General features: G+C 60.6%; 12 protein-coding genes and 1 pseudogene. 8 read left to right on the forward strand and 5 right to left on the reverse strand.

Translation table 11 applies throughout. The features are described 5' to 3' along the window. Positions 1-39: 39 nt before the first annotated feature. The gene (locus BREU_RS09190) at positions 40-240 is read right to left on the reverse strand and encodes a hypothetical protein (RefSeq protein WP_044090345.1); all 201 of its coding nucleotides are present in this window, start codon (positions 238-240) and stop codon (positions 40-42) included. Here BREU_RS09190 and BREU_RS09195 point away from each other — a divergent pair. Next, on the forward strand, positions 239-1,615 hold the full coding sequence (locus BREU_RS09195) for an MFS transporter (RefSeq protein ID WP_044090346.1): 1,377 nt from the start codon (positions 239-241) through the stop codon (positions 1,613-1,615). The genes BREU_RS09190 and BREU_RS09195 overlap by 2 nt on opposite strands. Before the next feature lie 3 nt (positions 1,616-1,618). On the opposite strand, the gene BREU_RS09200 is transcribed toward BREU_RS09195, so the two are convergent. Genes BREU_RS09200 through BREU_RS09205 form a run of 3 tightly spaced genes read right to left on the reverse strand, consistent with a single transcriptional unit; the run spans position 1,619 to position 3,881 of the window. Further along, positions 1,619-3,121 carry a hypothetical protein gene (locus tag BREU_RS09200; RefSeq protein ID WP_052382106.1) on the reverse strand — a complete coding sequence of 501 codons (1,503 nt, stop codon included), beginning with the start codon at positions 3,119-3,121 and terminating at the stop codon, positions 1,619-1,621. A 35-nt stretch (positions 3,122-3,156) separates the two neighbouring features. Then, the gene (locus BREU_RS12455; RefSeq protein ID WP_238567053.1) at positions 3,157-3,342 is read right to left on the reverse strand and encodes a response regulator transcription factor; all 186 of its coding nucleotides are present in this window, start codon (positions 3,340-3,342) and stop codon (positions 3,157-3,159) included. Next, positions 3,261-3,881 carry a response regulator gene (locus BREU_RS09205; protein ID WP_238567050.1) on the reverse strand — a complete coding sequence of 207 codons (621 nt, stop codon included), beginning with the start codon at positions 3,879-3,881 and terminating at the stop codon, positions 3,261-3,263. The genes BREU_RS12455 and BREU_RS09205 overlap by 82 nt, the downstream gene beginning before the upstream one ends. 160 nt (positions 3,882-4,041) lie before the next feature. Here BREU_RS09205 and BREU_RS09210 point away from each other — a divergent pair, with 160 nt between their 5' ends. The 7 genes from BREU_RS09210 to BREU_RS09240 all read left to right on the forward strand — a co-directional run bounded on the left by BREU_RS09210 (position 4,042) and on the right by BREU_RS09240 (position 13,315). After that, positions 4,042-5,007: a hypothetical protein gene (locus BREU_RS09210; protein ID WP_044090347.1), complete on the forward strand. Its 966-nt coding sequence runs from the start codon at positions 4,042-4,044 to the stop codon at positions 5,005-5,007. Positions 5,008-5,263: 256 nt separating this feature from the next. Beyond that, positions 5,264-6,307 carry a LacI family DNA-binding transcriptional regulator gene (locus BREU_RS09215; protein ID WP_044090348.1) on the forward strand — a complete coding sequence of 348 codons (1,044 nt, stop codon included), beginning with the start codon at positions 5,264-5,266 and terminating at the stop codon, positions 6,305-6,307. 284 nt (positions 6,308-6,591) lie between these two features. Continuing rightward, complete coding sequence (locus BREU_RS09220; protein ID WP_375138444.1) at positions 6,592-7,932, forward strand: MFS transporter; 1,341 nt, start codon at positions 6,592-6,594, stop codon at positions 7,930-7,932. A 51-nt stretch (positions 7,933-7,983) separates the two neighbouring features. Then, entirely contained in the window at positions 7,984-9,561 is a 1,578-nt protein-coding gene (locus BREU_RS09225) for a glycoside hydrolase family 32 protein (RefSeq protein WP_044090350.1), read from the forward strand. 195 nt (positions 9,562-9,756) lie between these two features. Beyond that, positions 9,757-10,539, forward strand: coding sequence for an ABC transporter permease (locus tag BREU_RS09230; protein WP_007053301.1), 783 nt, complete (start codon positions 9,757-9,759; stop codon positions 10,537-10,539). Between the two features lie 260 nt (positions 10,540-10,799). After that, positions 10,800-11,870 (forward strand): ABC transporter substrate-binding protein, encoded by a 1,071-nt coding sequence (locus BREU_RS09235; protein ID WP_044090351.1) that lies wholly within the window; start codon positions 10,800-10,802, stop codon positions 11,868-11,870. Between the two features lie 89 nt (positions 11,871-11,959). Further along, complete coding sequence (locus tag BREU_RS09240) at positions 11,960-13,315, forward strand: IS3 family transposase (protein WP_044095928.1); 1,356 nt, start codon at positions 11,960-11,962, stop codon at positions 13,313-13,315. Positions 13,316-13,416: 101 nt separating this feature from the next. On the opposite strand, the pseudogene BREU_RS09245 reads toward BREU_RS09240, so the two are convergent. After that, positions 13,417-14,786: pseudogene (locus BREU_RS09245) on the reverse strand (tetracycline resistance ribosomal protection protein); the annotation flags it as partial. Positions 14,787-15,013 lie beyond the last annotated feature (227 nt).

Genomic DNA, 15,013 nt, shown 5'->3' on the forward strand with positions numbered 1-15,013 from the left:
GGGCGCTCCTATAGTACTGCCTATCGCACATGGGTGGTCTCACAACGACCGCTCATCATCGATGGATTCAAGATGCAGCGACGGCTGTCGTCCATCCCACACAATGGGAGGGGGAACATGCACGGCATGCATCAAGAGTTCGCCCGAAGACGTCGATTGTCTGCATGCCGCAGACAATAGCCACAGTTTGTAATTGATGACGGCGTATTCGGGCAGGATGCAGAAGAGGATATTCATCATGACTGCTGCCGAACAGCAGATTCCAGGCGATTCCACGATGACTGATACTGCGCAGGGGCGCAGTGCCGTGGATCAGGCCAAGGTAGAGGAAATCATCTCGCGCATGGATCGCGCCCACGAAACCCCGATGTTCCATCGCATCGTCGCACTGGTGGCGGCCGGAATGCTGATGGACAGCATCGACGTCTACATCGGCAGCGCCGTGGCTTCCAGTGCGCTGTCCACCCACTGGTCCACCGTGGCGCAGAACTCCACGTTCATGTCCGCAGGCTTCCTGGGCCTGCTGGTCGGCTCGCTGCTCGCCGGTTTCGTCGGCGACCTGAAGGGTCGTCGCGTGGCCTACCAGATCAACCTGCTGCTCTTCGGCGGCTTCACATTCCTGGGCGCGTTCGCCCCGAACATGGCCATCCTTTCGCTGTGCCGCCTTGGCGCAGGCCTTGGCCTCGGCGCCGAGATCGTGACCGGCTTCGCCATGGTCAATGAGTTCGCGCCGATGAACCGCCGTGGCCATTGGTGTGCGATCGTCTCGCTCGTGGCCAACTGCGGCGTGCCGATCGCCATGCTGCTGTGTGCCTTCATCATCCCCCGCTGGAGCTGGCGTCCGCTGTTCGTCGGCATCGGCGTAGTGGCTGCCGTGATCTGGTGGCTGCGTCGCGACATCCCCGAATCCCCGCGCTGGCTGGCCGTGCATGGCCGCTATGACGAGGCGGATGCCATCGTCAAGCAGCTTGAGGCAAACGGCTCGGAGCCGGAGGCTGCTGCCGCGAAGACCAACACCGACTCCACACGCAACGCGGGCGGCCGTTCGCTGGGCATCTGCCTGCTCGTGGCCATCGTGGCAGTGAGCGCCACCAACGTGTGCTCCTACGCCTTCACCTCCTGGGTGCCGACGATTCTGGTCAAGCGCGGCATCAACCTTTCCTCCTCGCTGACCACGTCCACGCTGATGATGCTCGGCGCCCCGGTAGGCTGCCTCATCGGCTCGCTCTTGATTGACCGCATCGGCCGCAAGCGCACAATCGTGCCGGCCTTCCTGTTCACGGGCGTGTTCGGTATGCTCTACGCTTTCCAGTCCTCCACCACGGGCGCGATCATCGTGGGCTTCTTGCTCATGATGTGCCTGTACGTGCTCATGGCTTCCGTGGTGGCCGTGTATGCTCCTGAACTGTTCGCCACCAAGGTGCGTTTCCGCTGCGTGGGCGTGGCCAACGCCATCGCCAAGCTGCTCAACGTATTGATGCCTATGGTGGTCGGCTGGATGCTCGTCACCCTCGGCGCCACATCCATTTTCGTTTCCATCAGCGTGATCGCCATCGCCTCGATGCTCATCGTCGGATTCTTCGGCGTGGAGACCGCCCAAAAGTCGGTTGGCTGAGAACTAATACGGCACCACCACGGATAGCGTCCATTCGGCGTCCTGTGCAGTAATGCGCAGGACGCCTTTTCGCTCTTCCAGCAACGTTCCGTACCGGGCCAGCCCGGTGCCGCCCGTGGCGATATCGGTACGCTCCTCCGGTTCCTGTACGCGCGGCCTGTCAGTACACGCGACATGGACGGCGTCCGAACCGAATCGGACCGTCACCACGTATCCGCCCGCCGGATCGGCGTGTTTGGCGATGTTGCCGTACACTTCCTCCAATAATCCCGAAAGCAGTCCGCCGTAATCGGCGTAATCGGCGTAATCGTCAGCGACGCCGCTGTCGGCATCGATCTCATTAATATCGGTCACCGGTCCGACATCGGCCGTGGATATGATGGTCCGTCCGTCGAATCCCAGTTCCGCAAGCCGGCGGTCGCCGTTCCGTGCAATGCTGCTCACCCGCCGCACGACCGTTTGCTCCATTTGCTCCATTTGCTCGACCCGTCCCGACATTCCTCTGGACGGGTCGAGCACCGACCTGGAAACGCCCGATGGAACGCCATCCTTATTCCGTCGTGCTCGCCCCCGGTCCAGCCGGTCCCCGGAAGTGACATTGCCGACGCCGATCCTCCGGCTCCTTGGGCCGGACGTATTGGTGGCGATGGCACCGTCGCCAGCTTCGTCGTCAACGTCACCGTCAAATGCACCACCATCGCCGATTACGCCGCCGGGATCCCCACGCCCCTCCATCACGTCAATGACCTGATGGGTCCGATTCAACGCGCCGACGGCCACCTTGCGCAATTCCTGCAGCTCCTCGACGGACGGGCTATAATCATCCGCAATATCCTTGTCGAGCCGCAGAATCAGATACGCCAGATCGTTGGATACGTAGTCGTGGATGTCCCGGGCCGCGCGCTCGCGACGCCGGCGATGCTCCAATTCGGCTTGGGCCATGCCGCGTTCATGGTTCCAACGCGCGGCCACGCCGGCCAGCAGGCAGCCGACGGCGAGCACGATCACCGGCATGGGCCCGTCGATGGTGACGACGCCGAGAATCACCTGCCGACCAGCCCCTGCCTGAACCGTACCGACGGTCTGCGCGATGGCACCAAAATGTCCGGAAGCGGCCACATCCCCGATCGGCCCGATCACCCAGCCCATCACGGTCACGGCCAATATGAGAGCACCGAACCATACGAAGACATATCCCGCAATGCCGATCGCCAGCATCACCGCAAGCAGCGCGCCGGACGGTACCCACAATGCCCCGAACGTCATCACCACGACCAGCATCGTCGTCAGCAGGCAGCCCTCGACCGGGCGGAAGGACATCAGCACCGTCGCCGCGACAAGCAGGAACGCCGGTGCTCCCGCTGCTGCCGGCAAACCGTCGATCATGATCGAGCGCATCGTTTCGACCGCGCAGACCAAGGCGACGAGCAGCGTGGCGGTCAGCAGCCACGCGTTGCCCACGCGCGCGTCGGCTTCGGCGATGCGACGCCATAATCCACGAATCATTGTCCGCTCCTCCTTCGCAGACCAGACGCAGGACACTAGATTTCGTGCCGTCTGACACATATGGAAATGGCGTGCGCACGGCTTCGTGCGCCAAGTTTGGCGCACGCCCTGCGTTCGAAAGTGGCCACGGTCGCGGCGCTCACGCCGAGGCGCACCGCAATCTCCCTGGTGGTGAGCCCCTCTGCGTACAGGCGCAGGGTCTCCCGTTCCTTGGCGGACAGCGCCCCGCGGACGGCGTAGCCGCATCCTCCAACAGCATATGGGCACTGATGGCGTCCATGAATCCGGCTCCCCCGCGCCCGACTCCGTTCCCTTCTGCATCCCCATCCATCGGCATGCCCCGCGCCGCGCAACGGATGCCACGCGCGATGCCGGAAAGGTCGGTCTTGGCCACCAGCGCCTGCGCCCCGCAACGCACGGCCTCGTCACGGAACGAAGCAAGCGAGTACGAGGTGACACCGACCAGGCCGACCTCCGGTGTTTTGGCGCGGATGGCCCGACATACCTCGGTGCCGGACACATCGCCCATCGACATGTCGGTGACAAGCACGTCCGGCCGTTTCGCCGGATTCAGACAGCGGCTGATTGCCACGGCGCCCAGATCACAGGTCCAGACCACTCGGAAGTCGGAGGCCATGCGTTCGATCATCGTCTGCAGGACCTTCACCGCGTACGGGTCATTGTCCACGAGCCCGATGCGGATGGGTGCCGATGCCTTCTCCTCCCCCGTATCGGCGACGATTCCCATGCCGTTCCCCATGCCGTCATCCCCTTCCTCGGTCCCATCTATGATGCCCGCGCGAAACCGCTCCGTCCTCGCGTTGTCATAGCCGCTATGACAACCATCATCCCACGATTTTCAGCAAATCTATTATGGAATCATCCCGATAATCCGCACAACGTCGTGAAAGGAACCTGAGATGAACACGACATCGCAACGACGGTTCACCTGGAACCGTGCGCATTGGATAGGCATGGTCTCCTTGGCTGTGCTGCTGGCACTGCTGATCATGGGATCAGGCGTGTTCATCCTCGACTACGACGGAAACGCCAACTGGATGACCTCGCCTGACCATTTCGTCTGGCTGGGCAGCATGCTGCTGCACTGGCCGTTGGCGCTGGGACTGGCCAATGTGATTCTCGGCAGCATCCGCACCGGCAGTCTGTCGTTCCCGTTGGCGAGCGCGCTGCTCGGCCCGTTGGGGTTCGGATGGGCGAATCTGCGGCTGCAACCCGGCTATCGATATCCGACGTGGCCGGAATGGGTCGGGCTCATGCGCACCGATGGGTTGCGTCTCATCGGGCAGACGCTGTACGGCGTGGGCGTGCTGCTGGTCTCCTATGCGGCGGTGGCATTCATCTGTTACGCAATCGGTCGATACGGCCTGCGCGCGCTGTTCGTGAACCCCGAACCAGGCTCGCTCAGCGCCCGGATGCTGCGCTGGATTCGCAAGGATGCCATCCGATTCGGCTGCTGGCTTGCCGTGGCACTGTCGTACGGACTGCTGCTGACTCTGATCATTGTGGGAAGCGAAGCCGTGCTGGGTGCCGCCCTGCTGATCAATTTCGTGATTCCGCCAGTGCTCCTGATAGCGTGCGGCGCATACGCCTCGCGGGATGCCGCGCTGAGCCGCCCGTGGAGTGCGTTGTTGTTCCCGCTCGTCTGCTCGCTGGTGTCGGTGCCGATACTCGTGGCTCTGATCAGGCCGTTGGACGACACCTGCTATGTCGGGTCGGTCTGCACCACACTGGGCGACATGTATTTCAACTGGTCGCAGATGGATCAGGTGTGGCATTTCACCGTGGTGTTCGCGGCGGCCTCGTTCCTCGGTTTCGCCGTGGTGTGGGCCGTGCGGTGGATCATTGCAAAGGTGCGCCGGCGGTAGCGCATTCGCCTCGGTATGACGCGAACGGCCTAACCCAAACCCTCCATGCGGAGCACGGCACCCGTCGCACGCCGCATCTCCAATGAAACCTATGAATATGGCGAACGGCTGTTCATCTCAATGGCGAGCAAGGCGCCGAAGTGAAGCTGCGACGAGTCTATACTGGGCGTCAGGCAGCGTCCGCCAAGGGATTGAACCGATTGCCTGTACCACACCCGCGTTAGACCGTGCGCATGAAGGTGTATCGTTTGACGTTATGGTTACGATGAAGGAAATCGCGCATCAGGCCGGCGTCTCCGTCTCCACAGTGTCGCTGGTGCTCAACAACCGCGACGAGGGGCGCGTCCGCGGCGCAGTGGCGCGGCATGTACGCGATATCGCGGCACAGCTCGGATACAAGTCGAACCCGCTGGCCAGCTCGTTGCGCACCGGACGCACGCATATGCTTGGTTTCATCAGCGAAGACGTAGCCACCACACCGTATGCAGGCGGTATCATTCTCGGAGCGCAACGGGCTGCACGACGGTTCGGATACATGCTCATCGTGGTCAGTACGGATGGCGAGGAGAGCGAAACCGCAGAGATCGCAGCGCTGAAACGCTATGGTGCCGATGGTTTCCTGTACGCCAAGATGTCCAACCGCATCACACACGCGCCGTCCGCGCTCACCGGGATGCCGCTGGTTCTGGTGGACGCCACCGACGCGGATGGCAAGATACCCAGCGTGGAGTCGGACGAGTTCCGCATCGGCTACGACGCCACCAAACGCCTCATTGACGCGGGATGCGAACGGATAGCCTACGTGGGTTGTTCCGAACCGCTGATCGCTCAGGCCGAGCGGCTACGCGGCTATCAGGCCGCGCTGGGGGATGATGGACGGAAATTCGACAGGCGACTGACTATCGACGTGCTGAACAACGACCCGGCACTGGCTGCCGTGGACCGGCTGTTCAACATGGAGCGGCCAGATGGGTTCTTCTGCTTCAACGACGCACGTGCATGGTATGTCTACGAATGCGCCGCCCGACGCGGGCTGACTGTCGGCCGGGATATTTCGGTGGTTGGCGTGGACAACCACCGCGTCTTCGCAGAGACGCTTGCTCCCACGCTCACCACCGTGGAACTGCCTCATTTCGAGATGGGCTACTGGGCCGTGACCAAGCTGGTCTCAATGCTCGAAGACCGGCCGCTCGACAACATCGATTGGCCGAGAACGACCGCGCCCATGCCGCGGCTCGATTCGCCGACGCCCGCAAAAATCCACTGCACACTGGTGGAGAAGCATTCGGTGCGGCAATAGCTTCGCAACGCATCCCAATCGGACATGCCTCGTATCAAGCCCTCAGCGGCCTCGTCCTATCAACAGAATCCTCACAGCGTGACTTCTTGACGATTCACCCGAGAAATCACGCATCCAAAGGGCCATATGTTCGACACGCCGAGTTTCGTCAATCGTTTGACGTAAATCGATTGACGTCTCATAATGAATATCACACACAATAACTTCCGCAACGGCACAGCCGCTCGAGCCGAAGTGTCACAACAACCCAACGACAAAGCAGCAAATCCGGCAGTAATCAAAGGATGATTATGGCAAGCGTGTCCAAAACCCCATGGAGGAATCCCTCCTACCTGCAAAGCTCCCTCGGCATCTTCATGTTCTTCTGCTCATGGGGAATCTGGTGGTCCTTCTTCCGCATCTGGCTCGAATCACTGGGCCTGAGCGGCACCGAGGTCGGCACCATCTACTCCATCAACTCCGCCGCGACCATGATCATCATGTTCGCCTACGGCATCATCCAGGACCAGCTCGGCATCAAGCGACAGCTCGTCATCGCGGTCTCCGTGATCTCCGCGTGCGTGGGCCCCTTCGTCCAGTTCGTCTATGCGCCGATGATTGATGCCGGCGGCACCACCCGCTGGTTCGGCGCCCTACTCGGCTCCGTCGTCCTGTCCGCAGGATTCATGGCGGCCTGCTCCCTGTTCGAGGCGATCACCGAACGCTACTCACGCAAGTTCAACTTCGAATACGGCCAGTCCCGCGCCTGGGGCTCGTTCGGCTACGCCATCGTGGCGCTGTGCGCCGGCTTCCTGTTCAACATCAATCCGATGATCAACTTCTGGATCGGCACCGCCTGCGGCGTCGGCATGCTGCTCATCTACCTGTGCTGGGTGCCTTCCGAGCAGAAGGGAGAGCTTAAGAAGGCCGCAGACCCGACCGCCGAGAAGTCCAGCCCCTCCTTCAAGGAGATGGTCGGCGTCCTGAAGATGCCGACCCTGTGGGTGCTGATCGTCTTCATGCTCCTGACCAACACCTTCTACACCGTGTTCGACCAGCAGTGGTTCCCGGTCTACTACGCCGGCCTGTTCCCCACCGAAGCCATCGGCAACGCCACCTACGGCACGCTGAATGGATTCCAAGTGTTCCTCGAGTCCGCGATGATGGGCGTCGTACCGATCATCATGCGCAAGATCGGCGTACGCAACGCGCTGCTGCTCGGCGCCACGGTGATGTTCCTGCGCATCGGCCTGTGCGGCGTGTTCCACGACCCGGTCACCGTCTCCATCGTCAAACTGTTCCACTCCATCGAAGTGCCGCTGTTCTGCCTGCCGGCGTTCCGCTACTTCACGCTGCACTTCGACACCAAGCTCTCCGCCACGCTGTACATGGTCGGATTCCAGATCGCCTCCCAAGTGGGACAGATCATCTTCTCCACCCCGCTGGGCGCCTTCCATGACTACATGACCGGAATCCTTCCGGACAACGACATGGGTTCGCGCGTGACCTTCTGGGTCATCTCCGGCATCGTGCTGTGCGCCTTGGTCTACGGCTTCTTCGTGATCAAGCGCGACGACCAGGAGGTCGGCGGCGACCCGTTCTACACCGACAGCCAACTCAAGGCCATGGAAGCCGCCAAGGCCTGAGCACCTACCTCCATCAGCGATGACAATCATCCAAAGCACCAAGGAATCATCATGACCGACTTCATTCCGGACAAGCCCGTATACACCCCCATCTGCGACCACGACGAGGCGCTCGCCAAGGCGGCCGCAGGAGTCGCCGAACTCGCCGCCCACCGCAACGACCGCTGGTACCCGAAGTTCCATATCGCCTCCGACGGCGGATGGATCAACGACCCCAACGGCCTGTGCTACTACAAGGGCCGCTGGCATGTGTTCTACCAGCTGCATCCCTACGGCACCCAGTGGGGCCTGTGCCATTGGGGCCATGTGTCCAGCGAGGACATGGTTACATGGCGCCGTGAGCCCATCGCCTTCGCTCCTTCCCTCGAACAGGAGAAGGACGGCGTGTTCTCCGGCTCCGCGGTCATCGGAGATGACGGCAAACTGCGCTTCTACTACACCGGACACCGCTGGGCCAACGGGCACGACAACACCGGTGGCGACTGGCAGGTGCAGATGCTCGCCACCCCGGATGACGACAGCCTGACCCATGTGACCAAGCAGGGCATGATCATCGACTGCCCGACCGACAAGGTGGACCACCATTACCGTGATCCGAAGGTGTGGAAGACCGGCGACACCTGGTATATGACCTTCGGTGTCTCCTCCGCGGATAAGCGCGGCCAGATGTGGCTGTTCTCCTCCAAGGATATGGATCACTGGACCTACGAGCGCGTATTGTTCGAGCACCCCGATCCGAACGTCTTCATGCTCGAATGCCCTGACTTCTTCCCGATCCGGGACAAGGAAGGCAACGAGAAGTGGGTCATCGGCTTCTCCGCCATGGGTTCTAAGCCGAACGGCTTCATGAACCGCAACGTCAACAACGCCGGCTACATGATCGGCACCTGGGAGCCGGGTGGCGAATTCAAGCCGGAAACCGAATTCCGTCTGTGGGATTGCGGCCACAACTACTATGCCCCGCAGTCCTTCCACGTGGACGGCCCGGAACACGGCGGGCAGGGTCGCCAGATCGTCTACGGATGGATGAGCCCGTTCGTCGAGCCTATTCCGATGCAGCAGGATGGCTGGTGCGGCCAGCTCACGCTGCCGCGTGAGATCACCCTCGGCGAGGACGGCGACGTGGTCACCGCCCCGGTGGCCGAGATGGAAGGCCTGCGCACGGACACGTTCGACCATGGTTCCATCACGCTTGATATGGACGGCGAGCAGGTCATCGCCGACGACGCCGAGGCTGTGGAGATCGAGATGACCATCGACCTGGCGCATTCCACCGCCGAGCGCGCTGGGCTCAAGATCCACGCCACTGAGAATGGCGCATACACGTATGTGGCCTATGACGACCAGATCGGACGTGTGGTGGTGGACCGTCAGACCATGTCCAACGGCGACCGCGGATACCGCACAGCACCACTCACCCAGGCGGAACTGGCCTCCGGCACTCTGGACCTGCGCGTGTTCGTGGATCGCGGCTCCGTGGAGGTCTACGTCAACGGTGGCCACCAAGTGCTGAGCTCCTACTCCTACGCCTCCGAAGGCCCGCGCGCCATCAAGCTCGTCGCCGAGTCCGGTAGTCTCAAGGTGGATTCCCTGAAGCTCCACCACATGAAGTCCATCGGACTGGAGTAGCTCTTTCACCTCCCTCGTCAGAGGGAGGTTTTTTTGTGCGCCCTGTCGTTCGCCTTCGCCTATACTGATGGACGGCATATAACACAATCCATCACACGACCGGCAGGCGCGCAGGCTCCTCACCTTACTGTTCCACGCCCCGGCCGCAAGCGCCACCAGCAAACCGGACTGGCGCGGAAAGCAAGGTGACATCCCATGTCCATCGCCAAGCGCCTCAAGCGCCGCATGCCCACCGTCATCGCCGTCATCGTATTGCTGGCAGTCTGGGAAACGTGGGTGGATCTAGGACATGTCTCCCCCACGATGATCTCCGCGCCAAGCGAGATTTTCGCCGCCACCATCGAAACATGGAACACGCTCGGCCCGGCCGCGGCAATCACCGGCTATGAGGGCGTGGTTGGATTCCTGTTTGCCGTGTTCTTCGGCATTATGATCGGCATTGCACTGTACTGCTCGCACACGTTCAACGCGGCGTTCTATCCGCTGCTTGCCGCCGCACAAACCATGCCGCTGATTTCCATCGCCCCGTTGTTCCTGATTTGGTTCGGTTTTGAGATTTCCGGCAAAATCGTAATCGTGGCGGTATTCGGCCTCTTCCCCATCGCCGTGCAGACTGTGCGCGGACTAGAAGCAGTGCCCCAGTTCTATTCCGACGTCGCATTGACCTGCGGCGCGACCCCGGTCTGGACGCTCTGGCACGTGAAGCTGCGCGTTGCCGCACGTCAGATCTATGGCGGTATCCGAGTATCTGCCGCATACATCTTCGCCACGGCATCCACCGCTGAATACCTTGGCGCACGCAAGGGCCTTGGCATCTGGCTGCAGGCTGCCTACAATTCATTCCGCACGCCGCTGATCTTCTCCGCCACCATCGTCATTATCCTGATGACATGCGTACTGATGCTGGCGGTAAACGCCAGCGAGCGCATCCTGCTCGGCCCGCCCGGCGACGACGAAGACCCCGACGCGGACCAGTAGTTCTTTTTTTACCGTCAAAGGCACGAGCCGGCGGCCAGGACCGACTGAACGAAGCGGCTTCTCATGAGGTCTCCAACCCTGTCTCTATAATGGAACAGCTTTACCAGCGTGTGGCAAACCGGCTTTCCCGAGCTTTCATAGGGAATGTCGGGGGCGCTGGTCGAACGGAAATCAAGGCCCTCCATATCGTTTTCTGCCGACTTCCGTTCGAAGCAATCCCAGAGAACGATAGAGAGACAACGAATTAGGGAACCATCATTATGAAGAAAAGCCTTGTATCCAAGGCCGCTGCCCTCGTGGGCGCCCTTGCCATGACTTTCGGTTTCGCCGCATGTGGCCAGACCAACACCGCCGACTCCTCCAACTCCAACACCTCCGACCTCAAGAAGGTCACTTTCATGCTTTCCTGGGCACCCGATACCAACCACATCGGCGTGTACGTGGCCAAGAACAAGGGCTACTTCAAGGACGCCGGCCTTGACGTGGATATCGTGGCCGTGGCCCAGGCCGGTGCCGAACAGGCCGTGAACAACGGTGTGGCCGACTTCGCCCTGTCCAACCTGACCAACGTGGGCGTCTACACGCTGAAGGGCGCTCACATCAAGCAGGTGCTGCAGGTGCAGCAGAAGCCGAGCGCCATTTGGTGCGCACTGGCGTCCAACACCGCCATCAAGTCCCCTAAGGATTTGGATGGCAAGACCTTCGCCACCTTCGGCTCCAACGAGTCCGATGCCGTGGTGCGCCGCATGATCCAAACCGATGGCGGCAAGGGCGAATTCGACAAGGTGACCGTCGGCACCTCCACCTTCCAGACCATGGAATCCGGCAAGGCCGATTTCGGCGGCTTCTACGCCACGTGGGAAGGCGTGCAAGCCGACATGTACGGCCCGAAGCTCAACTGCTTCACCGAGCCTGACTATGGCGTGCCCGGCAACGCCGACACCATCGGCATCATCACCAATGACAAGACCATCAAGAACAATCCCGACCTGGTCAAGATGTTCACTCAGGCCACTCAAAAGGGTTACGAGTACGCGTACGCCAACCCGGATGACGCCGCGCAGATTCTCGTGGACGAAGCCCCTGACGCCAACCTCAAGCCCGAATTCGTCAAGAAGAGCATGCAGGTTATCGTCGACGGCCAGTACTGGGGCGATCCGGCCAAGATCAAGGACGGCTCTTTCGTGCTCGGCACCAACGACTTCAAGGGCGCTCAGGAATACTTCGACTTCCTGGCTGAAGAAGACGCATACACCGACAGTCATGACAAGATAATTCATGAGGCCCCGCAGGCCAAGGACCTTGCCACCGACGAATTCATCGGCAAGTAATTTCCGATATTCCGAGTTTGAATCTACGCAAAAATGCGTCCTTCGGGGCTGCGGACGTTTTCTTGGAGACCGAACGGAAGGATTTTCGTATGTTCAGTCTTGAGGAACGAGAGCGTGCGGTGGAGTTGTATTTCACCACGCCGATGACGACGGCCCAGGTGGTGGAGCATCTGGGTTATCCGACCAGGCAGTGTCTGGAGCGTTGGCTGGCGATGGATTCCCGGTATGCTGGCCATATGGCCAAACCCATCATCCCACTGGAGACCAGGCGAAGGGCAGTCGAGCTGGTGCTGGGCGGCATGCAGCAGAAGCAGGCCGCCAAACAGCTCGGCGTGAGCGTCGGCGCGGTGCATGGCTGGGTCAGGGCGTACCGCAAGGGCGGCATGGCCGCGTTGCAGCCCAAAAACAGGAACTCCGCGCAGGGCAATAAGCCCGCGGACTCCCGCCGCCGGCCGTCCGCAGCCGATGATGATGACGCGGAGGCTTTGCGCCGCAGGGTCGAGGAACTGGAGCTGGAGAACGCGTTGATGCGGGAGGTGGTGGAGGTCGTAAAAAAAGACCCCGGCGCCGACCTGCGGCGCCTGTCGAACAGGGAGAAGACCCTGTTGATCGACCGGTTGAGGCCGGCGTATTCGCTCAGCTCGATGACATGCTTGCTCGCCATCGCGCCCAGCAGCTACCACTACCACCACGCCCGGCTCGGCGTTGACAAGTACGCCGGACTCAGGGCAGAGGTGGCCGGGGCGTTCGCCGATTCCAAGGGCAGGTACGGGTACCGCAGGATCAAGGCGGTGCTCAAGACCGGCGTATCGGAGAAGTCGGTCCGCAGGATCATGGCGGAGGAAGGGCTCGTGGCGCACGTGCCCAAGCGACGCAGGTATAGTTCCTACGAGGGCGAGACGACGCCGGCTCCCGCCAATCTCGTCGACCGGGACTTCACGGCCGAGCGTCCGAACGAGAAGTGGCTGACGGACATCACCGAGATCAAGGCCAGGGACGGGAAGGTGTACCTCTCGCCGATGATCGACTGCTTCGATGGCAAGATCGTCGCATACACCGCCGGCTTCAGCCCCAACGCGGAGCTGGCCAACCGGATGCTGGAGAAAGCGGCCTCGACGCTGCCGGGGAACGCGCGTCCCCTGGTGCATTCCGACCGTGGATGCCATTACCGGTGGCCCGGATGGCTCGGGCTCATGGAACGCTTCGGGCTGACGCGCTCCATGAGCGCGAAGGGCTGTTCGCCGGACAACGCGGCCGCGGAGGGATTCTTCGGCAGGATGAAGACCGAGGCGGTCTACCCCGAGAAGTGGGAGGAACACACCCGCAACGAGGTGCTCGCCTTGGTCGATGAGTACATACGCTGGTACAACCACGAGCGCATCAAACAGTCGCTTGGTTGGATGAGCCCGGTACAATACCGTCAAAGCCAAGGAATGGCTGCGTGATTATCTCCAAGAAAATGTCCGCAGCCCCAAATCTTCCTTACTATATTCCATTGTTACCCTCCATAACTTCTGATTGTTGCCGTCTTGACGATTATGTATCTTTACATTACCTTCTGAAACATATGGCGCACCTTGTCCAGGCGGCTGTTTGGACGGCGGGGCTGGATGACCGGCTGACCGACAGCGGCCTGATATCCTTTCAGCTCTGTAAGGCATACGCTCCGCCCGTTGGTGTAAAAGGCCAGATCAGTACGGTATGCCTGTATACAGCGGGCGGGAATCTCGCCAGTAAAGACAACTTCATCCTTTTTTACCTGGGCCGTTTCGATGGTGGCACAGTATTTCGGTGCATCATGATAAGCCTGGAAAGGTATTCCTGGGGCGCATAGAGGGTGAAGGAGAGATAAGGTTCCAGCAGTTGCGTCCCTGATTCCTTCAATGCCTGTTCCAATACAATCGGGGCCAATGAGCGGAAGTCCGCCGGCGTGCTGACCGGACTGTAATAAAGCCCGTATTCAAAGCAAATCTTACAGTCCGTTACGTTCCAGCCGAACAAGCCCTGCTCCAGCCCGTAACGGATACCATCCCTGACAGCGTTTTGAAAACTCTGGTTCAAGTATCCCAGCGAAACCCGGCTCTCGTATTGTACACCGGAGCCAAGCGGGAGTGGTGTAACAGACAGTCCGATGGATGCCCAAAACGGGTTGGGCGGCACCTCGATATGGATGGTGTGGCTGGCTGCTTTGAGCGGCCGCTCCATATAAATGACGGTGGGTTCCTTTACCACTGTTTCAAGCTTGTATTTTTCCGACAGCAAAGCGGAAACAACCTCCAACTGCACCCGGCCCAAAAAAGAAAGAATGATCTCATGGGTGATGGAATCCACCTCGCAGCGCAAAAGCGGGTCAGTATCCGCAAGTTGCGTAAGAGCGTCCAGCAGCCGTTCTCTTTGCGCTGCCGTTTTCGGCGCAATCGACGTCCGCAGCATGGGGAGGGGGTCCTCACGCCACCTTTTACGAGGGAGCCGGGTTGGGTCCCCTAATACATCGTTTAACCTCACGCTGTCGCTGGGAAGGATAACAATTTCACCCGGATAAGCGGTGTCTGTCCGAACAATTTCCCCTTTGGATGGAATACGCATCTCTGTGATTTTCAGCTTTTCTCTCCCGGCCAGGGCCACCGTATCCCGCAGGCGCAGCGTTCCGCTGTATAGCCGTAGATAGACACGCCGCTGGCCGCAATCTGTATACTCCACCTTGAAAACGCTGCCGCATAGGGCGGCGCTCCCCTGTTCCCCAATCGGTTGGAACAGCCCTGTCACCGCATCCATCAACGGTTGAATGCCAAGGCCCTTTTTGGCGCTGCCATAATAGACCGGGAACAGGGAGGCGTCTTGAACCCGCCGCTGTTCCTCCCGCACAAGTTTTTCCCGGCTGATTGGTTCTCCTGCGATATACTTTTCCAATAATTTATGGCGCTATTGCTGTTTTCGTGGGTGGTTGTTTGCCGGTGAGGCGTTGAACCGGTAAGAGAAGAGCGCTTTTTGGTTAGGATGTTCATCGACCAAGAAAAACACAACCGAAAAGCGCCTGATGAACAGCATATTCAAACAGCTCCTCAACGTCAAAGGCATGGTCGTCGAGAACGTCCGCATCGTCGACGGGCCCATGCGCCCCGAACCCGTGCTCGAGGTGCGGG

Source organism: Bifidobacterium reuteri DSM 23975, assembly GCF_000741695.1.
Lineage (GTDB): Bacteria > Actinomycetota > Actinomycetes > Actinomycetales > Bifidobacteriaceae > Bifidobacterium > Bifidobacterium reuteri.